Here is a 22598-nt window from a genome sequence, read left to right as displayed (position 1 = left end):
AAATTATTTGCTTGATGCCATCCATCGCTTATGCAACACTTCCGTTACCATCACATCAGCACACGCCTACATGCTGCGCGATACTGTAATAAAGCCGTTAATAGAAAACGTTCGGTAATAATGTCGCGGATGATGACGTTGTTTTTGGTAATAATGCTTACCGGGTTTTTATATTGCAAAAATACTTCCAGCAATCCGCGGGTATTGTTCGGTGACGCTCTATGGGCTGGTAACAATCTGTATTGCCAGATAGTAAATTATTTGGGGTTATTTTGCAAGATAGCTTGCTTTTTGAGGGGTCTACAAATATACTTTTCATGATTTTTTTAATGCCTACTCTTTTCCGTTTTCGGCTTAACCGTTTTTAATTGGGTGTTTTTTGTGGTGAGGGGGCCAGTAACCCGGCTAATGCACCAATTGCAGCGCTTCCAATAGCAGTTAATATGGTAGGTACTGCTTTGTCGTCTTTAAACTGGCCGGTGCCAACCAATATTAATACCCCCAGAACCAGTGATAAAATAGTTGTACCTAGGGCGATTACAACTATTCGATAAATCCATACATCAGTTGTTAATGGGCTATCTTGAATATTTGCAATTACGCCTACCGGGTCTTTTTGTAATTCTGCCTGAAAGTTAGGATCGTCTGCGACTGTGCGTTTCAAGTCAGATATATTTTTAAAGTCTGTTTTCATAATATGAATTGCCTACTCTATTGCGTTTTCGGCTTAACCGCAACAACCAGATATTTGATTGAATAACCCAAAGTTGAGTAAACCAGCAATTTGAATTAACGGGGACAACACGGTATTTATCACGTTTTTACACGTAAAAAATACCGTGAAAACACGGGGTGTTTTTTTTTATTTAGGCTGTACTTTAGACAAAAAAATTATCACCCTAACCCACAGAAAAATGAAAAGATTATTATTAACACTCGTCCTGGCCGCATTTGTGATGGCGGGATGTAATCAGGCCAGCACAACGAAAACAAAAGCAGATTCTGTAAGTACCACGTCTGCCAAATTTTTAGCAGCACCGCCTGCTGGCGCTATTGTTCATGAAACTTTAGACGGCCTGTCAGAAACTGATGCCTTAACAATGATTAAAAATTTCCAGACAAGCGCGGCTAACGAAATACACCCGAAAACGAGCTTTTTTATAAAGAAAGATATGGTGATGTTGCTTAACAAAATGCTTGCAAGTGAGATTGCCGCGCCACTAACCGGCGGCAGGAATTATCACACTGATGGCATAAGAATATATTTTGGTAAAGAAAGCCTTTCCTCACCAGATATCAGACTGATTGTAGTTTCAACAAAAGATAGCATAGTTTTTATACCTCCTCCACCGGGCATTCCCTCTACCCCCGGACAAGATGCACCATGATTATTATGATCATTTACAATCGGCCCTACATGTATCAACTGTACCCTTAAAAATAGCCGTTGAATCTGAGAACACTGCTGGAGCATTGCTTCGCAAACCTTGTGGTAATTGCGATTTTGAGCCGTCTTGTGCCGCTCTAAACAGACCGGGTGCAATCAAGCGGAGTTATGCAGAGAAGATGGTGAAAAATTTTAACGGAAAAGTTATGACTACACACGCCGTTTGGTTTGATGCAGCAAGGCTTAATGAAATGGCACAGGGACCTGGTTTTGCGGGCATAAGGATTTATATGGCGACTTACCACGATGATACATATAACGCTAATGGGAAAAGCACCTTTGTGCTGACAACTGTAGACAATATTGGAAATGACTATTTTTACTGTGAGAGCGATACCCGTAGTACAGAAAAAGGCGGCAATAAAGTAAGGTACAATTCACACTTCCCGCCACCTGAAAATAACGGTAGCTTATGCCCAAACAACTGTAACTAATATACATGCTGCTATGCTTCAATATTTTACCATATACACCATTGCCGAATTAGTTTGTTTAATTGTAGCTTTTATTTGCCTTATTAATGACAAGGATTTTACCTGGCGCATGATGATTTTGTTTATGCTAATAACCTGTATGGTTGAAATGGGGGCAATACCGCTAAAGGCTGTTTACCGGCATAATCCGATCCCTACAAACTCAAGCGCGTGGATATATAATATTTTACTTTTAATCCAAATAAGCGCCTTTAGCTTTATGTTTTACCATTTGCTTAATAAATACACCCGTAGTAAGCCCCTCATTATCGGGGGCTTGCTTTATTATTGGTGATATATATTTATGATCTGTTTACTTTCCCGGCGGGGATCTTTAATTATAATGCCGATACTTTTTCTGTAATGTCTGTTCTGTTTATATTCTACAGCTTATATTATTATTATCTGCTGATTAGTGCCGAAGAGTATGCCGATATAACAACTCTTGCAGATTTTTGGTGGGTTACCGGTACCTTGTTCTTTTTCTTTGGCAGTACGGCCTGCAATTTGTTTTATAATATGCTGACAAAGGTTTCTCCCGGCAATACAGTATATTTAACTTATATAGGCGATGTGCTGATTATTATTTTATATGGCTGCTGGAGCTATTCATTTATCTGTAAGCGATGGATAACATCAAACAAATAATTTTACTGTCTACCCTTATATTTCTGCTGGCGCCATTATCTATTGTGATATACATCAGTAAATATAGCCGGCGGAAAAAAAAGCATATCGAAGAAAAACACAAAATGAAAGCTGCTTTCGAATCGGAATTACTAAAAACCCGGTTTGAGATCCAGAACAAACCCTAAACCATATCAGCCGCGAGATACATGATAATATAACCCGGTACTATCATTTGTTAAACTAAACCTGGCCTTAACAGGTAAGCTTACCGAGCAGGATAAGTCGGTAAAGATCAAACAGAGTCGGGAATTGATCGCACAAACGATATATGATCTGCGCGACCTTTCAAAAAGCCTTAGTTTTGAACATATAAGGGCAAAGGGGCTGGTTAAAACTATTGAGCTTGAAGCAGAGCGTATTAATAAGAGCGGCATAATAGCGGTTAGTTTTTCGGTTGCCGGCGATGAATATAATTTGGGCGGCCAGCATGAGTTGTTGCTGTTCCGTATTTTCCAGAGTCGGTTAACAATACGCTTAAACATGCTAACGCTAAACATCTCACTATCAGTTTGCAATATTCTGATCAAATGTTTAATTTAACAGTCGCAGATGACGGTGATGGTTTTTCGACAGATGTTTTTGAGGATAAACGGGGGCTTGGATTAAAAAACATTGAAACCAGGGCAGCGTTAATTGGCGGTACCGTAAGTATCAATAGTACACCCGGCAAGGGTTGCAGTATTGCAGTGAGCTTAAACTCTTTAAACAATTTACAACCCGATGGAACCTATTCTGATAGCTTTGGTTGACGATCACCGTCTTTTTAGAAGTGGAATAGCATCACTCATCAATAAACTGCCCCAATATAAAATACTTTTTGAAGCCGGTGATGGGGAAGAACTGAGCCGGAAATTAACCCCCAAATTAAAGCCCCACATTATATTATTAGATATTAATATGCCAAAATGGGACGGTATTGATACTGCCCGGTGGATCTGTACTAATTATCCTGATGTGCATATTATTGTATTATCAATGTTTGAGGATGCCGAAAAAGTGTTGACCATGATTAAAATTGGCGTAAAAGGGTATTTGTTAAAAGATGCCGAACCCGATGAGTTTGAAGAGGCTTTAAACAAAGTATCGAACAATGAGGTTTACTACCCCGAATTTGTAACCAAACACCTGGTGAGCAACTTTAATAAACAAACAGAGCTGGTTAAACTGAATAGCCGCGAGCTGGAGTTTTTAAAACTATCGGGCACCGAACTTACCTACAAAGAAATTGCCGAGCAGATGTGTATAAGTGTGCGTACCGTTGACGGCTATCGCGACCAGCTTTTCGAGAAACTACAGATTAAAAGCCGAGTAGGGCTGGTATTATACGCCATAAAAAATAACCTGATAGAATTATAATTTGCTAAAAATATTAGCAATATTTGTGCTATGGCACATCAGGATAATCCGGAGTTTTTAAGGGGCGCGGCGCGCAGGTTAATACCGATAATAAGTTTTTAAAGCGCAAATATGTACTGGATCATATAGAAGGGTTGGATGAACCGCTGCTTGAAAATAGCGCGACCCAATTGTTTGAGGAGTCGCCTAAAAAGATTGTAAGCGAATCAAACAGCCCAGATCTGAGCAACATGTATTCCATTAATCCTTATCAGGGCTGCGAGCATGGCTGTATATATTGTTACGCCCGTAATTCGCACGAATACTATGGCTTTAGTGCCGGGTTGGATTTTGAACGTAAGATCATCGTTAAACGCAGTGCGCCCGAGTTGCTTGAGAAGTATTTTAACAAGCGCAATTACCAGCCGGTAACAATATTACTATCTGGCAATACAGATTGTTACCAGCCCATAGAGCGTCGCTTAAAAATTACCCGCGGATTGCTGGAAGTATTTTTGCAATATAAAAACCCGGTAAGCATTATTACCAAAAACAACGTCATCATCCGCGACCTGGATATTATTACCGAACTGGCTAAATTGAATTTGATCCATGTTAATGTTTCTATCACCTCGTTAAACGAATCGCTAAGGCAAAAGCTGGAGCCCCGTACAGTAACGGCAAGCGGGAGGCTTGGGGTTATCCAAAAACTATCAGAAAAGGGAGTGCCGGTACGGGTGATGGCCGCGCCGATAATTCCCGGGTTAAACAGTAATGAGATCCCTGATATTATTAAAGCTGCAGCCGACCGTGGCGCGCTGTCGGCAGGCTTTACTATTGTGCGATTGAACGGAAGCATCGGCGAAATATTTACCGACTGGATCCATAAAGCCTATCCCGACCGGGCCGAGAAAGTTTTAAATATGATCAAAGCCTGCCATGATGGTAAGCTAAACGATAGCGAATTTGGCCGCCGGATGCGCGGCGATGGACCGGTTGCCCAATCTATCAGTCAGTTATATAAAATGGCGTGTAACCGCTTTTTAGCCGGCCGCGAAATGCCTGAGTACGATTATACTTTATTTACACCAAAAGGAGGTAAGCAGACGACTATGTTTTAAATCGCCGACAAGAAGAGAAAAGAGGTTTAATCCACTTCAGGATACATGCTTCTTACCAGTGTACGCAGCGAAAGCTCAACCAAAACACCCGTGCCAATGCCAATGGTATAGCTGGCAATATCGCCAAGGTAAAAGGTTTCGCCAAGCATTACCTTGCCAAAAAATGTCTGGCGAAGGTTATCTATCCATGGCGCACTGTATAGCTGGGTAAGTTCGGTAGCGTAAGCATAAATTACACTTATTATTACGATAAAAGATAATGGCTTCGCTATAAATATAAACCGCATTAAAAGAAATACCGCTAACCCCCATAAAATATCGCCAACAAATAAGGGCACAACTGCCGAAGACAGCTCGCGCGATACCAGCCCACAATAACGGTTACAACAATAAGGAATAAATAGATCAGTCGCGCCTTTAACATGGTTAAATATATATATATTTTACAAGAGGCAAAGTCTGCGAACAAAAAAGCGCCCAAAGGCGCTTTTATATTTTTTGATTAATTATTATTAAGCGGTTGCAGTTTCTGCTTCTAAAGCCATTACTTCATCTATCAGGATACGACCGCAATGCTCGCAAACAATAATTTTTTTGCGTTGACGGATATCAGACTGACGCTGAGGTGGGATCTGGTTAAAGCAACCTGAACATGAATCGCGGGAGATAGTAACTACAGCTAAACCATTTTTAGCGTTTTGGCGCAAACGGTTGTAAGCAACCAACAAACGTTCTTCGATGTTAGGGATAGCTTTTTCTGCCTGTGCAGTTAATTCGCTTTCGTCTTTTTCAGTTTCGGCAGTAATAGTACCCAGTTCATCTTTTTTAGCTTCAAGGTCGCTTTTGCGGGCCTCTAAGTCAGCAAGCGCTTTTTCATAAACCTGGGTTTTTGAAGTGATCTCAAAACCATATTCGCGGATTTTTTTCTCACTTACTTGTATATCTAACCCTTGTATCTCGATCTCTTTTGAAATCGCGTCATACTCGCGGTTGTTCTTTACTTCGTTAAGCTGTGTTTCGTATTTTTTAATATTTGCCTGAGCTTCTTTTATCAGGTTTTTGCGGGTAACAATATCATCCTCCAAATCATCAAGCTCACTTTTAATTTTTTGTATACGGGTTTCCAAACCAGCAACATCATCTTCCAAATCAGCAACTTCCATAGGTAATTCACCTCTAATCTGGCGAATTTTATCAATTTTAGTGTGGATGGTTTGTAATTCGTATAACGCTTTAAGCTTTTGTTCTACGGTTTGTTCCATTATTTTGACGGGATTTATACTTATTTCTTTTTATAAACGGATGGCAAAGATACAACTTTTTAAAATATTTTATAATTCAATTGTAAATTGCTGTGCCTCACCCCAAACCCCTTTCAAAAAGAGAGGGGTTAAGCCTTGGTTTACATAAAATATTTAACCGGATTAGTATTCACACTGGTTAACCGTAAGGGCAAATCAGCAAAGCGCTTCTGTATCATTTCATGCAATAGCTGCTGGGTAAATTGCTCGCTTTCAAAATGGCCGATATCGGCAATAATGATCTTGCCGTCGGCATCAAAAAACTCATGATATTTATAGTCGGCGGTGATAAAAATATCCGCGCCGGCGCCAATGGCCTGTTTCAGCAAAAACCCACCCGAACCACCGCAAACCGCCACTTTTTTAATTTGCCCGCCGGTAAAAGCGGTGTGCCTTATTACCTGCGCGTGCATTTTTTCTTTAAGGTGATATAAAAACTCTTCGGCATCCATGGGCTGGTCAAGCTCGCCTATCATACCCGAGCCTACCTGCTGATGCTGATTGGTTAACGCGTAAAGATCATAAGCCACTTCCTCGTAGGGGTGCGCCAGTATCAGCGCCATTAGTATCTTACTTTCTAAATTGGCGGGGTAAACAGTTTCTATACGGGTTTCCTCTTCGGTATGGCGTACGCCGGGTTCGCCTACGTATGGGTCGCTGTCCTCGTTTCCTTTAAACGTGCCGGTACCTTCGGCGTTAAAACTACATTCGCTGTAATTACCAATATTGCCGGCACCGGCGTGGAACAACGCGTTCCGCACTTGGTCTACATGGCTGGTAGGCACATAAGTAACCAACTTTTTAAGATACCATGCTTAGGCGACAGGATGTGGCTGTTTTCTAAACCCGGGGTTTCGCAAATTTTGGCGTTAACACCCGTTAGCACGCTGTCTAAATTGGTATGGATAGCATAAATGGCAATATTATTACGGATGGCTTTCTCAACCACGCGTTCCACATAGGTTTTGCCGTTAAACCTTTTTAATCCTTTAAAAACTATGGGGTGGTGCGATATAATAACCTGGCAATTGGTAGCAATAGCTTCATCAACCACTGCCTCCACACAATCCAGCGAGATCAGGACCTGTTGAATTTCCCCGGTCGGGATTCCCTACAATAAGGCCGGCGTTATCATAATCTTCCCGGTAAGCCAGCGGGGCAATGCTTTCAAGGTAGGTGGTGAGTTGGGATAGTTTCATTGATCGCAGATTTGGATAAAAGTACCAAAAATCCGTTTAAACAAGTAAAGACGCAAATGTCTTTTGCGTCTTCACGTTTCCAATATATGATAGATCGGGTTGTGCGCCCTACGGATGATTAGTTACCCATTTTGGCAAGGTTAAAGCTTTCGAAAGCCATTTTCTGGTTGTACTCTAAAGCTAACTTTTTATGGTTTACCAGGTCGACAATGGTACCTATTAAGCAAAAGCCACCGGTAAAGAAATACAGTAAACCCATACCGACCTGTCCTAACAAAAAGCGTTGTATACCCGCTACGCCGAAGAAACCTATCAGGGTAAATATTAATACGTCCTGCGGTGTTTTTCTTTTACCGGAGTAGCTCATAAAGAAATACTTTTTCTGGTCGTCGGTTAAGCCAGAAGTTGCTTGTTGTAGCAGAGCTAATTCTTCAGATGAAATGCCCGGAAGGCTCATATACGGGTTTTGATACATATCCATGATCTTTAGTTTTTAGTGTGATTGTTTATTATTTATACCCCAAAACTAATATAGAACTAAATATTGGCCTATGCAAAATGGGCAGGGCGGGTAAACAACTCGGTAAGCGCGGGAATTTAGGCGGTGAAAATGGCGGGTGGATTAAGGATGTCTGTGAACGCCTCACCCCAACCCTCTCCAAAGGAGAGGGGCTTTTAATCGGATTAATATTAAACATTTTGCATCGAAATCCTCTCCAAAGGAGAGGATTTAGGTAAGGCTATCGAACTATTCAAACTTATACTCCTGTTTGGGTATAAACATACGTCGTCCCAACACATAAATACGATAACCTATTATTAATAAAGCCGGCGCACCCAGCCAGTGCGACTGCCAAGATCTGGCTAAATCGCCATGCAACAACCACGATATAGCATGCCCAATGCCGCAGCCGGGGCACCACGTTATACCCACGGCCTTAAACGGACATAAAGAATATTGCGACTCCGCAGCAGGGTTACTTACGCCCAATGCTATCAAAGCCGCAATCCAAAAAATAAGTTCGAAATTTGTCTTTAAAAACTTAATCAACTTTGTTTGATTTTGTTGCCAAAACCAAAGATACGCCTAAAGCCGATAATAATCCAATTAACAAAGCGCCAAACATACGGCCCGAGAATGCCATAAAGTTAACACCGCCTGGTTGGATATAATTAATATAAACAATGGCTACAAATACCGCCAGGATACCGCCAAATAATAAAATTTTAAAGCTTTGTACCAAAGCTTCCAGAAACCCATCTGGCCATTACATTCAACGTTGCGATAGTTTAATATGCCAAAAAACAAACCTATTATCGGTATCAATATCGAAAAGTATTCGTAGGGTGCAGTGTTGTCGTTTTGAGTATCATAACCCATTGCGTGTGTAAGAAATAACCAGGCCGCGCTAAGTACGCCTATAACAGCGCCCCCCCATATCAATGCATTTTTCATTTTTTTAAGTATTAGGTTAAAAGTTGTGAGTTGTAATTTAAATACGTTTAATAAATGCCATACGTTGTTTAAACTATCATACAAAAGCGTTTTATAGGTGATTTTGTTTTAGATAGGTGATATTTTTGATGAGTAAATAAAACGGCTTTTAAAATTTAATACCTTTAACAAGCTTATGGTTATGAAAAAATTACTGCTGTTATTATTAATACTACCGTTAATATCATCTGCCCAAACCGCCGATCAATATGATAAAAAAGGATACGATGAATTTAACAAAAAGGACTATGCAGAAGCCGTTAAATTATTTGACAAGGCTATTGTAGCTGATAAAGGTTTTGGCGACGCTTACTATCATCGCGGGCTGGCAAGGTTTGAACTTAAAGACTACCCGGGCGCTATAAAGGACTATACATCTGCCATCTCTATTATGAACCACAACTCGGTTATGTTTGACCATAGAGGCAGCGCAAAGCGATATAACGATGATATACCAGGTGCAATGGCAGATTATGATACCGCGATAAAGTTAGATTCAACCAACTCGGTAGCATATTATAACAGGGGCGCGACAAAGGCAGCGCTTAATAACTATAGCGATGCTATTAAAGATTACACTCAGGCTATCAGGTATAATCCGCAATTTGTTGATGCTTATGTTAATAGAGCCATTGCCGAAAAATATATAAAGGACTACGCTGCTGCGATAGCCGATTATACCCGTCTGATCGAATTAAAACCCCGGGCGGACATTTACATGATCAGAGGATTACTGAAAGCAAAACTTAATGATAAAAGTGGCGCTATTTCGGATTTTTCCAAGTCTATAGATGAAGACCCCGAACAACCGTATGCTTATTACAACAGGGGTATTATAAAGGCTGATCTGAAAGATCTTACGGGCGCTACAGCCGATTATAACAAAGCCATTACTTTGGACGAAAAAAATGAAAAGGCTTACGTTAAATTAGCAACCATACAGGCATCAACAGGAAATTATAATGACGCGATGGCTAATTTTGATAAGGCGCTTGCGCTAAACCCTAACAGTGCCGAAGCCTATGCCAACAGGGCAACTGCAAAAACGCTAAGGGCGATTTTGCCGGCGCCCTTACTGATTGTAATAAAGCCATTTCCATAACAGATACCACGGCGATAGCTTATAGCAACAGGGGTTTGGCAAAAAACCAGCATAAAGATTATAAAGGGGCAATTGCGGATCTTAAAAAAGCGCTTGCCATAAATCCAAACGACGCGGTTGCTTATGTAAATTTAGGAAACTCCTATATCTTTTCGGCCAATTATGGTACGGCTATACAATACTATAATGAAGCTATTAAACTTAATCCCGACTATGCCAACGCTTATAATACCCGTGGCATTGCTAAATACTTTTATGGTGATAAAAAGGGGGCATGTGTTGATATAAACAAGGCGGCCTCGTTAGGTTTTTCGGGAGCTAAGGCCAGTTTGGCACGATATTGCAGATAACGCCAGTCGTGTATAAAACTCTTTACCTATATTTGCAGCGTTTTGAACATCCGTGATATATTAGACAGATATAAAGCTGATGACAGGGTTAAGGCGCTGGCGAAAGCCATAAATGCCGGTAAAAACCCAAGGATACAGCTTCGTGGTTTGGTCGGATCGGGTGATGCGACCATGGCGGTAGCATTGTATTTTTGCAGCACAAGCATATGGTGTTTGTATTGCCCGAGCGCGAAGAAGCCGGTTATTTCCGTGCCGACACGGAAAATTTGACCGGTAAAGAAGTACTGCTTTTCCCCTCATCATACCGTAAACCCTTTGAATTTACCCAGCCCGACAGCAGCAATGTTTTAGCGCGTGCCGAGGTTTTGAACGAACTTAACCACTCCAGCGAATTTGGGCAACTGATAGTAACCTATCCCGAGGCCCCGGCCGAGAAGGTGATAGACCGCGCGTCCCTTGAAAAAACACTTTAGAGATAGCCGTAACCAATAAACTGAGCATTGATTTTATCAATGAGTTTTTGGTAGAGTATGATTTTGAACGGGTTGATTTTGTGTACGAGCCCGGCCAGTTCTCTATTCGCGGCGGTATCGTTGATATCTTCTCCTTCTCGCATGAGTTGCCTTACAGGGTTGAGTTTTGGGGCGATATGATCGAGTCTATCCGCACCTTCGAGATCGAGAGTCAACTGTCCGTAGAGCAGGTTAAGAGCATTACCATTGTGCCTAACGTGCAATCTAAATTTTTAACGGAAAGCAATATATCGCTGTTAGAATATATTGATGATGATACCCAGATCTGGATAAAAGATGTACAGTTTACGTTTGATATTATCCAATCGGGTTATAAAAAAGCCACCCAGTTGTGGAACGCTTTGTCGGCTGATGAAAAGAACCAGAACCCTGATTGGATTGACCCCAAGTTTGGCTTTACCGATGAAAAACTAATTGCCGACCAGCTGCGCGATTTTGCGATTGTAGAATTTGGTAAGCAGTTTTTTTACCAGGCCGACGAGACCATTAGTTTTGATATGCGACCGCAGCCATCGTTCAATAAAGACTTTAGCCTGCTGATCCATAATTTTAAAAACAACGAATCCGAGAAGATCGAGAATTTTATCCTAACGGATTCGGCACGGCAGGTGGAGCGCCTATACGCCATATTAGAGGACCTGGATAAAACCGTAAAATTTACGCCGATAAGCATCAGCATCCGCGAAGGTTTCGTGGACAGGGAGCAGCACCTTGCCGCCTATACCGATCACCAGATCTTTGATCGCTATTATAAATACAAGCTTAAAAAAGGCTACCAGCGCTCGCAGGCCATCACCCTGAAAGAACTGCGCGAGCTTAAGCCCGGCGATTACGTAACCCATATTGACCACGGCATAGGCAAATATGCCGGCCTGGAAAAAGTAGAAGTTGCTGGTAAGCAGCAGGAAATGATCCGCCTGATCTATGCCGATAATGACCTGTTGTATGTAAACATCAACTCGCTTAACCGGATCTCTAAATACAGCGGCAAAGAAGGTACCGTGCCCCGCATGAACAAGCTGGGTACCGATACCGGGAGAAGCTGAAGAAAACCACAAAAAAAAAAGTTAAAGACATAGCCCGCGACCTGATCAAGCTTTACGCTCTGCGCAAATCGCAGGTCGGAAACGCTTTTTCTCCGGATAGTTATCTGCAAACCGAGCTGGAGGCATCCTTTATTTACGAGGACACCCCCGACCAGGAAAAAGCCACCACCGACTTTAAAAAGGATATGGAGGCCCCGCACCCTATGGACCGCCTGATATGCGGTGATGTGGGTTTTGGCAAAACCGAGGTGGCCGTCCGCGCAGCCTTCAAGGCTGTTGCCGACAGCAAACAGGTAGCCATATTAGTACCTACAACTATTCTTGCCGCCCAGCATTATAAAACGTTTAGCGAGCGGTTAAAAGGCTTCCCTTGCAATATAGATTATGTTAACCGCTTTAAATCGAGTAAACAGATAAAGGAAACTTTAGAGAAGCTGAAAGAAGGTAAGGTTGACATCATCATAGGTACTCACCGCTTAGTGAGCAAGGATGTAAAGTTTAAGGACCTTGGCCTGATGATCATTGACGAGGAGCAAAAGTTTGGTGTAAGCACTAAAGAGAAACTGAAACAAATGCGCGCCAATGTGGATACGCTGACGCTGACTGCGACACCTATCCCGCGTACGCTGCATTTTTCGCTAATGGGCGCGCGCGATTTATCCATCATATCAACCCCGCCGCCAAACCGACAGCCGGTAGTTACCGAGTTGCATGTGTTTAATGATACGCTGATAAAAGATGCCGTGGCGTTTGAATTGGAGCGTAATGGCCAGGTATTCTTTATCCATAACCGGGTTGCAGATCTGCCGCAATTAGGTGCATTGATCCATAAATTGGTGCCGGGCGCACGTGTAGGCATAGCCCACGGCCAGTTAGAGGGCGATGCCCGGAAGATGTAATGCTGAAATTTGTTAACCACGAATACGATGTACTGGTGGCGACAACCATCATTGAGGCCGGCTTGGATATCCCTAATGCCAATACCATCATCATCAACCACGCCCACATGTTTGGCCTGAGCGATCTGCACCAAATGCGTGGCCGTGTGGGGCGGAGCAATAAAAAGGCTTATTGTTATTTATTGAGTCCCCCGTTATCAACCTTAACCAATGAGGCCCGAAAACGCCTGAGCGCTATTGAAGAATTTAGTGACCTGGGCAGCGGCTTTAATGTGGCTATGCGCGATCTCGATATCCGCGGCAGCGGTAACTTATTAGGCGCCGAGCAAAGCGGTTTTATTGCCGAGATTGGTTTCGAGATGTACCATAAGATCCTGGATGAAGCTATCCACGAGTTAAAGGATGATGAGTTTAAAGGCCTGTTCCCTGATGATAAGCCGCGACCGTTCATCGCGTTTACGCAAATAGATACCGACACGGAGATCCTGATCCCCAACGAGTATGTAACCAGCTTATCAGAGCGGTATAACTTATATTCTGATCTGTCGAAGCTGGAAAATGAAGCCGAACTACAAGCATTCCAGCAACAACTGCATGATCGCTTTGGCCCTATCCCGCCACAGGTAAATGACCTGCTAAACACCATGCGCCTGCAATGGATGGGCAAGGCTATCGGCTTTGAAAAGATCTCGTTAAAAAAGGCGTACTACGCGGTTACTTTATTACCAACCAGCAATCGCCATATTTCGAAACAGCCACGTTCCGCAACGTGCTCACGTTTGTGCAGGCTAATCCGCGCCGTACTAATTTAAAAGAAGTAAAAGATACCCTGCGTTTAAGTATTGAGGGTGTGAATGGTATTGATGAAGCTGTGGAATTGTTGGGTGGGATGCTGGATCAGGTTTAATACTCGCTAATTTGTCATCCTGAGCATAGCGAAGGATCTTCTAAAAGCGATAAATACGACGTTTACTTATCAATCATACAAGATTCTTCGCTATCGCTCAGAATGACAAACTATCTTCGGATCTTGGCGGCCATTCCATCAAATCGCTATTAAGAAAACGCCACTCCGGATTTTCCGATTCGATAAGCTTTATTTTTTTATCTCTCAGCCAGCCTTTGATTTCTTTTTCCCGCTCTATAGCGTGATTAACATATTGGTATCTTTCAAACCAAACTAAATAATAACACTTATACTTTGTTGTGAAATTATCCTTGGCGTTTGTGCCAAAATAATGCTCATATAATCTTCTTTCCGGTTATTGATTACGCCGGTATACAATACCTTTTTGGTTGAAGTGGTTAATATGTAGGTATAGTAATTGTGAGAGCGCATATAAACATTAGTTAGTTTGTCATCCTGAACATAGTGAAGGATCTTCTACGAGCGATTTGTGCAACGCTTGCTGTCAATATACAAGATATATGCTCAGGATGACAAATGGGATATTTACACCACCCGCTTATAAATCCCCTCAAAATTCCTCCCCAGCTCCATATAATCCAAACCATATCCAACCACAAACTCATTAGGGATCTGAAACGCTACGTGTTGCAACTCTTCAACGCTAAATTCAATAGCTTCTGGTTTTAGCAGTAAGGCAACTACGGTGATGGAGGCCGGGTTACGCTGCTTTAGCTTGTCGACCAGGTAGTCGAGCGTGTTGCCGGTATCTACAATGTCTTCAACCACAATAACGTGTCGGTTGGCAATATCAACCATCAGTTCAACATCATGACTTATTTTACGCGAGCTGGTTGTACCGCCGTGGTAGGATGATAGTTTGGTAAAAGCGGTTTCGCAGGGTACGTTGATATGCCTTACCAGGTCGGCCATAAACATAAAGCAGCCGTTAAGCACACCAACAAAGATGGGGGTCTTGTCTTTATACTCTGCGTTTAGCCCGGCAGCTATTTGTTTGATGCGGGTTTGGATATCTTCGGGAGAGATCAGCGGTTCAAATTCGAGATCGGCTATTTTGATGTTCATTACGATGTATTGTTAAGGATGTCCGTCCGCCAGTTGCCGGGTATGATTAGACACGCCGGACTGTTTGCGAAACATTGACGAATGTAATAAATGTATTTATTTTAAGCGACGCTATTATGATTTATAGCTGATGATTAGCTGTTTATTTATTCCCTATCTTTGCCCCTCAAATGATGGAATACCAGCTCTATACCCTATCCAACGGCATCCGGATAATGTACAAATATGCGCCTTCGGCGGTTACACATTGCTGCCTGCTGGTTAATGCGGGTTCGCGCGATGAATTACCCAACAAGGAGGGCCTGGCCCATTTTATTGAGCACCTGCTGTTTAAAGAAACCGAACGCCGCAGTACCAACCAGATATTAAACAGGCTGGAAATTGTAGGTGCCGACCTGAACGCTTATACCACCAAGGAATATACCTGCATCCACGCATCGTTTTTAAACCCTTATTTAGAGCGCGCAATCGATCTGTTCGAGGACATTGTATTCCACTCTACCTTCCCTGAAGATGAGCTGGAGAAAGAGCGCGGAGTGATCCGGGATGAGATCGCATCCTATCTTGATCAGCCCGAGGAAGCTATCCAGGATGATTTTGAGGAACTGTTGTTTAAAGATCATCCGATAGGAAAAAATATATTAGGCACTACCGAAACCGTTGGCGCATTAAGCCGCGATGACATGAAGCAGTTCATCGCTGCAAATTATAATACTAACGAGATCATCTTCGCCGTAATAGGCGATTACGATTTTAAAAAAGTAAGTAAGCTCGGCGATAAGTATTTCGGGCATATCCAACCTAATTATAATAAAAGAGCAGGATAACCCCGGTGGTCAATGTCACCGGGAACCACATCATCCATAAGCCCATATCGCAAACGCATTGTGTTATTGGCAACCAGGCTTACTCGTCATCACATCACCATAAAACCGGTTTGTTGTTGCTGAATAACCTGTTAGGCGGCATGGGGATGAGTAACCGGCTTAACCGGAGATCCGCGAGAAGCATGGCATTGCCTACACTATCGAATCAAATTATACCGCGCTAACCGATACCGGTATCTTCTCTATTTACTTTGGTACTGATACGGAAAAAGCCGATAAAGCTGCTAAGCTGGTATATAAAGAACTAAAGAAACTACGCGAGCAGAAATTGGGCACCTTGCAACTACATCAAACCAAGCAAAAGTTTATTGGGCAGATAGCCTTAGCCGAAGAGAACCGAATGAGCCTGATTATATCCATGGCCAAAAGCCTCATCGACTTTAATTATGTTGATACACTGCCGCAATTGTTCGAGAAGATAAATGCTGTAACGGCAGAGCAGTTGCTGGAGATCAGCAATGAAATATTTGATGAAAGTAAAATGATTGCGCTACTATTTGAGCCTAAGCAATAAAGCTGTAATTTTGTAACCATGAAATTTCCTATTGTAGCCTACGGCGACCCGGTATTAAGACGAAAAGCAACGGCTATCGAGCCAGCAGAGTATCCGCATATCAAACAATTATGCGATGATCTGTTCGAAACTATGTATGCTGCACGTGGTGTTGGTTTGGCTGCGCCGCAGGTTGGTTTATCTATGCGTTTGTTTGTTATAGATGCTACTCCGTTTGAGGATGATGAACCCGAGTTAAAAAACTTCAAAAAAGTTTTCATTAACGCGTGTATTGAGGAAGAAAGCGGGGCGGAATGGAGCTTTAATGAAGGTTGTTTAAGCATACCCGATGTTAGGGAAGACGTTACCCGTAAATCAACCATACGGTTATCCTATTACGACGAGAACTGGAAGCACCATGAAGAAACCTTCAGCGGCCTTGCTGCACGTGTTATACAGCACGAGTACGACCATATAGAAGGCAAGCTGTTTACCGACAGGTTAAGCCCGCTACGCAAACGCATGCTTGAAAAACGACTGAACGATATCTCGAAAGGAATTGTGGACGTAGAATATAAAATGAAGTTCCCGGCGGTTAAAAAAGGCCGTTAAGCGCTACTTACTTCCGATAGCTTTATCGCCGGCGGCAATATCACGAATCAGGCTGCCCCGTGCAAACGGGTTAAGCAGCGGGTTGGTAATTGAGTGCGAGTTAACAATACTGTTATGCAGTTCCTGCACGTTGATGCCGCCATAGCCATAATTAGGTAAAGCCGCCTCGGCAGCGCGTATATAGGCCGGGTTCAGGTTTTTACGGGCAATCTCCGGTCATCATCAGCAATCTTCATCGCCAAAAAATCTTTCCTGAACTCATCTGTAGTGGCCCATGGGAACAACCTTACAAGCGGCAGGTTAATAATTTGCGGCTTTAACAGCACATTCATTACCAGGCTTTGGTTTTTACATGGGCCGGGATAACAATAGTTACCGGCACATAGCCCACGCTGCTAAAGCGCAGGGTATCCTGCTCGTGCGCCACGAAAGAGAAATAGCCTTGGTAATTAGATATATAAACCTGTTTTTTGTAGTAACGTTGGTAATATTAACGTAGGGTACTATAGCGTGGGTAGTATCAGTATTGCGGGTAATACCGGTAAACTGCACCAGCGGCTTGTCGGTAGTTTGGCCGAATGCCGTTGCTGTAGCCAATAAGAATAATATGCCAATCAGGTATTTCATTTAGCGGTTAAGCCTTTTACTATAATTACTGTTAACGGGTAAAAATAGTTTTTAGTTTCTAAACTAACGGTATTGCATTTACGCCCGGAGGCATTTTAACAATACTTAACATTTAGTTAGCGCAAGTTTTCGGGGAGTACCGCGTTAGGGTCGTCAATATCGGTAAGGTTTATGGCCTCTATACCGGTAATTTCGGGCACTGCTTTCATAATGGCACCTTCAATGCCCGCCTTAAGCGTCATGATGCTCATGGGGCATGATCCGCACGACCCTAACAGCTTCAATCTCACTATACCTTCGGGTGTTATCTCCTCAACCGATACATTGCCGCCGTCTGTTTCCGGTACGGTCGTATCGTATCTAACGCTTCTTCAACCCTTTCTAATAAACTCATTTTTACTAATTTATAAGTAAAGTTATTAATTATTTACAATATTGTTGCCAAATGCCATTGCATTATTGATGGATACCTGCTGTGCCACACGATTTGCCATTTCGGTAAAAGCGTTAACCATCAGCTCATGCTCCTCGTTTAAAACAATAGGTTTACCCGCGTCGCCGCTATCGCTTATGCCTTTAATCAGCGGTATCTCACCCAGAAAGGCACCTCCAGCTGCTCTGCCAGTTTCTTGCCGCCTCCCCGGCCGAAGATGTAATACTTGTTATCAGGCAGCTCGGCAGGGGTAAAGTAGGCCATGTTTTCAACAATACCCAATAGCGGTACGTTTATGCTCTCCATCAAAAACATACCTATGCCCTTTTTGGCATCAGCCAGCGCAACGGCCTGCGGAGTGGTTACGATAACCGCCCCCGTAACCGGAAATGTCTGTGTTATGGTGATATGGATATCGCCGGTACCGGGTGGAAGATCTACTACCGGGTAGTCAAGCTCGCCCCAGTCGGCATCATTAAAAAGCTGTTTAACGGCGGTTGATACCATTGGTCCGCGCCATGGTACGGGTTGGTTAGGATCGGTAAAGAACCCTATGCTTAGCAGCTTGATACCGTATTTCTCTATCGGCTCAATGCGTGTTTTGCCATTCTCATTACTTGCCCTTGGTTTGGCGCCCTCCGTGGCCGAACATTATCGGGATGCTTGGTCCGTAAATATCCGCGTCTATCAGCCCCACTTTGGCACCACTTTTAGCCGCCCAGCGCCAGGTTAACCGCCACGGTGCTTTTGCCCACACCACCCTTGCCGCTGGCAACGGCTATGATGTTCTTAACCCCCGGCACGCCGGTGTTCTTCTGCGTGGTAACGCGCGACGTCATGTTAATCGTAACCTGTATGTCTTTGCTTATGAAATGGCTTATCGCATTGCGGCAGGCATTTTCTATCAGCGCCTTTAGGGGGCAGGCAGGCGTAGTAAGGATAACCGAGAAGCTAAGGCTATTGCCGTCTATCACGATATCCTGGATCATGTTAAGCGTAACCGTGGTCTTTCTTCAAATCCGGTTCCTCAACATTGCTAAGGGCTTGCAGTACTTGTTCTTTGGTAATGGGCATAATAACGCGCGTAATTAGTAGCAAAATTACTAAAACGGGGCGAAGTAGTGTCATCATAATGTGAGAACGTTTGCGCGTGGTACGTTTGGCGTGCGCACCGGCCTCATCCTTGAAATATAAGCCCTTAACTTTGTACCTTAGGATGCCGTTATAACGCCCGGCCGTTGCAATTTAGGCAGCTGCTACCTTTAGTTGCTAAATAACAACCATATGTAGCGATATTACAACTAATAGTGGCGGCATTTTTAGGGCTGACAAATGCCCGGCTAAATACATTTGCTGTGTCGAAATTAAAACAAAAAAGACAGTAACTATGGAAACAAAAACCATCGGCAGCAAAATTGCCAAAGCACGACAACAGATCAACCTATCGCAGGCCCAGCTGGCTGTACGCCTGTTCATCAGCCCGCAGGCCGTGGGTAAATGGGAGCGCGGCGAATCCATGCCCGACATCATCACCTTAAACCGCCTGGCCGAAATTACCGGTGTCGACCTTAACTATTTCTCTGATAACACCCGGCCGGCAACCGGCGACGCGGCAGCGGGCCAACCGGCTACCCCGATGCCAGAGAAAAAGCTAAGCTGGGATATGTCCAACGGCAAATGGGTGGATGCCGACTTCTCGGGCCTCAACAACCTGCACGAAAAGTTCAGCTCGTCAAACATGCAGCGCTGCAAATTCGCGGGCTCGGCCATGCAGGGGCTGTTGCTTAAAAGCAACCATGTAGAAAGCTGCGACTTCTCCGCATCCGACCTGAGCAACGCCCGCATACAGGGCTCGCACCGAAAGCAACCAGTTTACCAATTGCCAGCTTAAAGGCGCCGAATTTTTAAGAAGCCATATCAAGAACTGCGATTTTACGGGTGCCGACCTAACCGGAACAGTTTTTAGAGGCTCGGCCGTGCAAAAAGCACGCTCACCAACGCGGTGTTAAAACATACCGCCTTTAACGGCTCGCATATGGACGATATGGTTTTTGAAGGCAGCTTGAACGACTGCGCTTTCGAGAACTGCGGCTTCCTGCGGGTGACCTTTCAAAACGCGACGCTGGTTAACACCTTCTTTAAAAACAGCAAGCTAAAAAGCATCAAATTCATCAACTGCCAGGCCGACCGCATGACCTACGAGTTCCTGAAAAGCGGCAAAGCAGACCTGGGCGGGATTACCTTAGTTTAATGCCGTAACGTGTTACGTATAACGTTTTGACGGGTTAGGTTGGACGTTATACGTAATACGTTTTACGTTGGGGTGGCGGGCGTTGCCTGCGGCCCGTGCTTTCCACTCATACGCCTGCAGGCCTTAAGCGCGATTGCCCTAGGGCCCTCGACGGGGCCGGTATCCGTTGCAATCGCTAACGCGGCTACCCAACCGTCATGCCGAACTTGTTTCGGCATCCCATGCGCTGAGTCGTTACCTGTCCTGTGGGATCCTGAAACAAGTTCAGGATGACGTGGATTTATAACCTACTCCGCTACGTCTTTGCGAGCGATAGAGTATCAATCTCTACATGATTAGGTAATGATATGAAAATAAATCCTTATGTTTATTTTTGAAAATCACCTGACAATGACCTTAGAGAAACTAAAGAATATTTTCATTGCACATGGTTGCGATAAGGTTTATATCAAAACTCTATCGGCGAATGATAATTCAAAGAATCAGGTTTATCTAAGCGGAAGCTATGACATCCTAAATATTTTCCCGATTTCTGAAGTTAAAGAAGAACCATCTGGAGATTGGCAAAAGAAAGGTTCAAAGCAACTATCAGGTTTGGGTGGATAACAGAAGAAGGAAGCGTTTATGATGCTCCCCAATCCCAGTTTATTCTATATCCAAAATATCCAGAAGTTCGTTTTTCTGGGTTTCTGGCGCGATGTGAAAATGCTCCATCCGAATTAATGACGCAGAGACTCCCGGGAAGATTATTGTTTTTAGCTGTAGCAAAAGACGGAGAAACATTAGGTTATGTTACTCATCCGGAATCAGAAATAGCGCAAGCCGTTAATAAATTAAATTTAGATAATGAGCTTGGTGTTTTTAAAATTATTAGCCTTGTATCACAAATTAATTATAGAGAGTTATTATTGAAAGAACTGTTACGAATCCATTCATTAGGTTGGATTGATTCTAAAAGGCTACATAAATCGGGAAACTTATTACCCTGCCTGACATCTAATTGCGGTGGATATACATTAGAAGCCGAATTGGGTATTTCCGCCAATGGCTATTCTGAACCAGATTATTTAGGATATGAAATCAAACAATTCAAAGCGGCTAACTTTGATAGGATATCGAATGAGGTTATAACTCTGATGACGCCTGAACCTACTGGCGGTTTGTACACAAATGGGATTGATGCTTTTATTCGGACGTACGGATATGCAGATAAAAATGGAATAGTTGATAGGCTGAATTTTGGAGGTATACACAAAATGGGGGTTAATCAACCCCTTACAGGTTTAACCTTAGAATTGGTTGGATTTGATATCGAGAGCTCAAAAATTAAAAATGTTAGTGGGTCGATATCCTTAATAGATAGTCGAGGTAATGAAGCTTCGAGCTGGAGCTTTGCATCGCTAATAAAACACTGGAATAAAAAACACAATCAGGCTTGCTATATACCTTCTAAATCTATAAAAGCGCCTTCTCAACAGTATCAGTATGGCAACAAAGTTCTTCTTGGTGAGGGTACCGATTTTCAACTGTTCTTAATGCAAATGGCATTAGGTAATATTTATTACGATCCCGGAATTAAAATGGAATTGGCATCTAGCTCCAAACCGGCTATTAAAAGGCGAAGCCAATTCAGGATAAAATCAGGAAACCTTACACATCTGTATAAACAAAGTGAAACTATCGATCTGTTAAATCGATAGCTTCTTATGTGTCGTTATAACATTTGCAACCTCTTTTCCCACAGCTTGGATTAACGGCGTAACAACAGAGTTTCCAAACTGCTTGTAAGCTTGGTTGTCAGATACGGCAATTCTAAAACTTTTGTTTCCAGCGTTAACAGGATAGCCCTGTAATGCTGCACATTCATTAGGCGTTAATCTGCGTGGATTTGAATTAGCCTGAGGTATAAGTATTTCAGAACCATCTTTATAATACCTTGCGCTAATTGTTCTCGAAATGCCATCTAAATTAGTTAGGCCATATCCAAAGCCATTGCCTTTCAATTTATGCTTTTTAGAATATTCTTGAAGAAAATTCCAAAGTTTATCGGACAGCGTATATTTCGGATCTATGTCTTTTTCAAGAATAGTTTTTATCGTTTTATCAGCTTCAGGTAATTCTACCAGATTGAAATCGAAACTTATATCGGGTCCAAAAACTCCTTATCAAAACCAACCATTATAGTTCTGTCCCGGTGTTGGGGAACAAAATGTTTACCGTTTAATACTCGATGATTAAACGAATAACCCAAATCTTCCAATGTAGATTTAATTACCTTAAATGTATTTCCTTTATCGTGTGACACAAGGTT

At 42.9% G+C, this 22598-nt stretch carries 34 protein-coding genes and 5 pseudogenes; 20 read left to right on the top strand and 19 right to left on the bottom strand.

The window, feature by feature from the left end:
• Positions 1-364: 364 nt before the first annotated feature.
• On the bottom strand, positions 365-694 hold the full coding sequence (locus tag HK413_RS04270) for a hypothetical protein (RefSeq protein ID WP_175269253.1): 330 nt from the start codon (positions 692-694) through the stop codon (positions 365-367).
• Between the two features lie 220 nt (positions 695-914).
• Here HK413_RS04270 and HK413_RS04265 point away from each other — a divergent pair, with 220 nt between their 5' ends.
• The 7 genes from HK413_RS04265 to HK413_RS04235 all read left to right on the top strand — a co-directional run bounded on the left by HK413_RS04265 (position 915) and on the right by HK413_RS04235 (position 5066).
• Positions 915-1388: a hypothetical protein gene (locus HK413_RS04265; RefSeq protein WP_217452061.1), complete on the top strand. Its 474-nt coding sequence runs from the start codon at positions 915-917 to the stop codon at positions 1386-1388.
• Positions 1378-1881, top strand: a complete 504-nt coding sequence (locus HK413_RS04260) for a hypothetical protein (protein ID WP_175269251.1) — start codon at positions 1378-1380, stop codon at positions 1879-1881. Before HK413_RS04265 ends, HK413_RS04260 begins: the two co-directional genes overlap by 11 nt.
• A gap of 330 nt (positions 1882-2211) precedes the next feature.
• Positions 2212-2568, top strand: coding sequence for a hypothetical protein (locus tag HK413_RS04255; RefSeq protein ID WP_175269250.1), 357 nt, complete (start codon positions 2212-2214; stop codon positions 2566-2568).
• Between the two features lie 291 nt (positions 2569-2859).
• Complete coding sequence (locus HK413_RS04250) at positions 2860-3150, top strand: sensor histidine kinase (protein WP_175269249.1); 291 nt, start codon at positions 2860-2862, stop codon at positions 3148-3150.
• Positions 3120-3359 carry a sensor histidine kinase gene (locus HK413_RS04245; protein WP_246229732.1) on the top strand — a complete coding sequence of 80 codons (240 nt, stop codon included), beginning with the start codon at positions 3120-3122 and terminating at the stop codon, positions 3357-3359. The genes HK413_RS04250 and HK413_RS04245 overlap by 31 nt, the downstream gene beginning before the upstream one ends.
• A complete protein-coding gene (locus HK413_RS04240; protein ID WP_175269248.1) occupies positions 3331-3966 on the top strand; it encodes a response regulator transcription factor in 636 nt (211 codons plus the stop codon). The genes HK413_RS04245 and HK413_RS04240 overlap by 29 nt, the downstream gene beginning before the upstream one ends.
• A gap of 116 nt (positions 3967-4082) precedes the next feature.
• Positions 4083-5066, top strand: a complete 984-nt coding sequence (locus tag HK413_RS04235; RefSeq protein ID WP_246229741.1) for a PA0069 family radical SAM protein — start codon at positions 4083-4085, stop codon at positions 5064-5066.
• A gap of 26 nt (positions 5067-5092) precedes the next feature.
• On the opposite strand, the gene HK413_RS04230 is transcribed toward HK413_RS04235, so the two are convergent.
• The 9 genes from HK413_RS04230 to HK413_RS21965 form a co-directional block, all read right to left on the bottom strand.
• A complete protein-coding gene (locus tag HK413_RS04230) occupies positions 5093-5404 on the bottom strand; it encodes a ribosomal maturation YjgA family protein (RefSeq protein WP_175269247.1) in 312 nt (103 codons plus the stop codon).
• 174 nt (positions 5405-5578) lie between these two features.
• Positions 5579-6328: a zinc ribbon domain-containing protein gene (locus HK413_RS04225; RefSeq protein ID WP_175269246.1), complete on the bottom strand. Its 750-nt coding sequence runs from the start codon at positions 6326-6328 to the stop codon at positions 5579-5581.
• Between the two features lie 140 nt (positions 6329-6468).
• Positions 6469-7152, bottom strand: coding sequence for a Nif3-like dinuclear metal center hexameric protein (locus HK413_RS20720; RefSeq protein ID WP_317169281.1), 684 nt, complete (start codon positions 7150-7152; stop codon positions 6469-6471).
• Positions 7134-7430: a Nif3-like dinuclear metal center hexameric protein gene (locus tag HK413_RS20715; protein WP_317169280.1), complete on the bottom strand. Its 297-nt coding sequence runs from the start codon at positions 7428-7430 to the stop codon at positions 7134-7136. The genes HK413_RS20720 and HK413_RS20715 overlap by 19 nt, the downstream gene beginning before the upstream one ends.
• Positions 7414-7566 (bottom strand): Nif3-like dinuclear metal center hexameric protein, encoded by a 153-nt coding sequence (locus tag HK413_RS20710; protein ID WP_317169279.1) that lies wholly within the window; start codon positions 7564-7566, stop codon positions 7414-7416. The genes HK413_RS20715 and HK413_RS20710 overlap by 17 nt, the downstream gene beginning before the upstream one ends.
• Positions 7567-7684: 118 nt before the next feature.
• The gene (locus HK413_RS04215) at positions 7685-8047 is read right to left on the bottom strand and encodes a TM2 domain-containing protein (protein WP_246229731.1); all 363 of its coding nucleotides are present in this window, start codon (positions 8045-8047) and stop codon (positions 7685-7687) included.
• Positions 8048-8314: 267 nt separating this feature from the next.
• Positions 8315-8566, bottom strand: coding sequence for a DUF2752 domain-containing protein (locus HK413_RS04210; protein WP_246229729.1), 252 nt, complete (start codon positions 8564-8566; stop codon positions 8315-8317).
• 43 nt (positions 8567-8609) lie between these two features.
• The gene (locus HK413_RS04205) at positions 8610-8810 is read right to left on the bottom strand and encodes a hypothetical protein (protein WP_175269220.1); all 201 of its coding nucleotides are present in this window, start codon (positions 8808-8810) and stop codon (positions 8610-8612) included.
• The gene (locus HK413_RS21965; protein WP_394353130.1) at positions 8756-8947 is read right to left on the bottom strand and encodes a hypothetical protein; all 192 of its coding nucleotides are present in this window, start codon (positions 8945-8947) and stop codon (positions 8756-8758) included. The genes HK413_RS04205 and HK413_RS21965 overlap by 55 nt, the downstream gene beginning before the upstream one ends.
• 256 nt (positions 8948-9203) lie before the next feature.
• On the opposite strand from HK413_RS21965, the gene HK413_RS04195 reads away from it, so the two are divergent.
• From HK413_RS04195 to mfd, 3 genes and pseudogenes are all read left to right on the top strand, one after another.
• Positions 9204-10163: a tetratricopeptide repeat protein gene (locus tag HK413_RS04195; protein WP_175269244.1), complete on the top strand. Its 960-nt coding sequence runs from the start codon at positions 9204-9206 to the stop codon at positions 10161-10163.
• Positions 10154-10513 carry a tetratricopeptide repeat protein gene (locus HK413_RS04190; protein ID WP_317169284.1) on the top strand — a complete coding sequence of 120 codons (360 nt, stop codon included), beginning with the start codon at positions 10154-10156 and terminating at the stop codon, positions 10511-10513. The genes HK413_RS04195 and HK413_RS04190 overlap by 10 nt, the downstream gene beginning before the upstream one ends.
• Before the next feature lie 42 nt (positions 10514-10555).
• Positions 10556-13898 (top strand): annotated as a pseudogene (mfd, locus tag HK413_RS04185) (transcription-repair coupling factor).
• Between the two features lie 97 nt (positions 13899-13995).
• On the opposite strand, the pseudogene HK413_RS20705 reads toward mfd, so the two are convergent.
• Both HK413_RS20705 and hpt read right to left on the bottom strand, forming a co-directional pair.
• Positions 13996-14193: pseudogene (locus HK413_RS20705) on the bottom strand (GIY-YIG nuclease family protein); the annotation flags it as partial.
• 251 nt (positions 14194-14444) lie between these two features.
• Positions 14445-14984: a hypoxanthine phosphoribosyltransferase gene (gene hpt / locus HK413_RS04180; RefSeq protein ID WP_175269242.1), complete on the bottom strand. Its 540-nt coding sequence runs from the start codon at positions 14982-14984 to the stop codon at positions 14445-14447.
• Between the two features lie 170 nt (positions 14985-15154).
• On the opposite strand from hpt, the gene HK413_RS20700 reads away from it, so the two are divergent.
• The 5 genes and pseudogenes from HK413_RS20700 (at position 15155) to def (ending at position 16976) form a co-directional block, all read left to right on the top strand.
• Positions 15155-15811 carry a M16 family metallopeptidase gene (locus tag HK413_RS20700; protein ID WP_317169278.1) on the top strand — a complete coding sequence of 219 codons (657 nt, stop codon included), beginning with the start codon at positions 15155-15157 and terminating at the stop codon, positions 15809-15811.
• Positions 15812-15816: 5 nt separating this feature from the next.
• Positions 15817-16035 carry a hypothetical protein gene (locus tag HK413_RS20695; protein WP_317169277.1) on the top strand — a complete coding sequence of 73 codons (219 nt, stop codon included), beginning with the start codon at positions 15817-15819 and terminating at the stop codon, positions 16033-16035.
• Positions 15981-16112 (top strand): annotated as a pseudogene (locus HK413_RS20690) (insulinase family protein); the annotation flags it as partial. The gene HK413_RS20695 and the pseudogene HK413_RS20690, both read left to right, overlap by 55 nt.
• Before the next feature lie 36 nt (positions 16113-16148).
• Positions 16149-16385 (top strand): hypothetical protein, encoded by a 237-nt coding sequence (locus tag HK413_RS20685; protein WP_317169276.1) that lies wholly within the window; start codon positions 16149-16151, stop codon positions 16383-16385.
• An 18-nt stretch (positions 16386-16403) separates the two neighbouring features.
• Positions 16404-16976, top strand: coding sequence for a peptide deformylase (def, locus tag HK413_RS04170; RefSeq protein ID WP_175269241.1), 573 nt, complete (start codon positions 16404-16406; stop codon positions 16974-16976).
• Positions 16977-16979: 3 nt separating this feature from the next.
• Here the strand turns inward: def and HK413_RS19330 are convergent, their stop codons facing one another.
• The 5 genes and pseudogenes from HK413_RS19330 to HK413_RS04150 all read right to left on the bottom strand — a co-directional run bounded on the left by HK413_RS19330 (position 16980) and on the right by HK413_RS04150 (position 19110).
• The gene (locus HK413_RS19330) at positions 16980-17105 is read right to left on the bottom strand and encodes a hypothetical protein (protein WP_262886784.1); all 126 of its coding nucleotides are present in this window, start codon (positions 17103-17105) and stop codon (positions 16980-16982) included.
• 62 nt (positions 17106-17167) lie between these two features.
• Entirely contained in the window at positions 17168-17308 is a 141-nt protein-coding gene (locus HK413_RS04165; RefSeq protein WP_175269240.1) for a hypothetical protein, read from the bottom strand.
• A 40-nt stretch (positions 17309-17348) separates the two neighbouring features.
• Positions 17349-17603 (bottom strand): hypothetical protein, encoded by a 255-nt coding sequence (locus tag HK413_RS04160; RefSeq protein WP_175269239.1) that lies wholly within the window; start codon positions 17601-17603, stop codon positions 17349-17351.
• Between the two features lie 116 nt (positions 17604-17719).
• Positions 17720-17997: pseudogene (locus tag HK413_RS04155) on the bottom strand (NifU family protein).
• Between the two features lie 25 nt (positions 17998-18022).
• Positions 18023-19110, bottom strand: a pseudogene (locus HK413_RS04150) (Mrp/NBP35 family ATP-binding protein).
• A gap of 313 nt (positions 19111-19423) precedes the next feature.
• On the opposite strand from HK413_RS04150, the gene HK413_RS04145 reads away from it, so the two are divergent.
• From HK413_RS04145 to HK413_RS04130, 5 genes are all read left to right on the top strand, one after another.
• Positions 19424-19927: a helix-turn-helix domain-containing protein gene (locus HK413_RS04145; RefSeq protein ID WP_175269238.1), complete on the top strand. Its 504-nt coding sequence runs from the start codon at positions 19424-19426 to the stop codon at positions 19925-19927.
• A gap of 25 nt (positions 19928-19952) precedes the next feature.
• Positions 19953-20045 (top strand): pentapeptide repeat-containing protein, encoded by a 93-nt coding sequence (locus HK413_RS21960; RefSeq protein WP_394353129.1) that lies wholly within the window; start codon positions 19953-19955, stop codon positions 20043-20045.
• A complete protein-coding gene (locus HK413_RS04135; RefSeq protein WP_175269237.1) occupies positions 20039-20287 on the top strand; it encodes a pentapeptide repeat-containing protein in 249 nt (82 codons plus the stop codon). Before HK413_RS21960 ends, HK413_RS04135 begins: the two co-directional genes overlap by 7 nt.
• Before the next feature lie 390 nt (positions 20288-20677).
• Positions 20678-20893: a hypothetical protein gene (locus tag HK413_RS14825; RefSeq protein WP_217452058.1), complete on the top strand. Its 216-nt coding sequence runs from the start codon at positions 20678-20680 to the stop codon at positions 20891-20893.
• Positions 20848-21987 (top strand): MvaI/BcnI family restriction endonuclease, encoded by a 1140-nt coding sequence (locus HK413_RS04130; RefSeq protein ID WP_217452057.1) that lies wholly within the window; start codon positions 20848-20850, stop codon positions 21985-21987. Before HK413_RS14825 ends, HK413_RS04130 begins: the two co-directional genes overlap by 46 nt.
• On the opposite strand, the gene HK413_RS19325 is transcribed toward HK413_RS04130, so the two are convergent.
• Positions 21976-22341, bottom strand: a complete 366-nt coding sequence (locus HK413_RS19325) for a DNA cytosine methyltransferase (RefSeq protein WP_262886786.1) — start codon at positions 22339-22341, stop codon at positions 21976-21978. The two genes, HK413_RS04130 and HK413_RS19325, sit on opposite strands and share 12 nt — an antisense overlap.
• 86 nt (positions 22342-22427) lie before the next feature.
• Positions 22428-22592 carry a DNA cytosine methyltransferase gene (locus HK413_RS21955; protein ID WP_394353128.1) on the bottom strand — a complete coding sequence of 55 codons (165 nt, stop codon included), beginning with the start codon at positions 22590-22592 and terminating at the stop codon, positions 22428-22430.
• Positions 22593-22598: the final 6 nt, after the last annotated feature.

Source organism: Mucilaginibacter humi (assembly GCF_013087555.1).
Note: the sequence above shows the minus strand (reverse complement) of the source record. Positions and strands in the feature narration are given on the sequence as shown.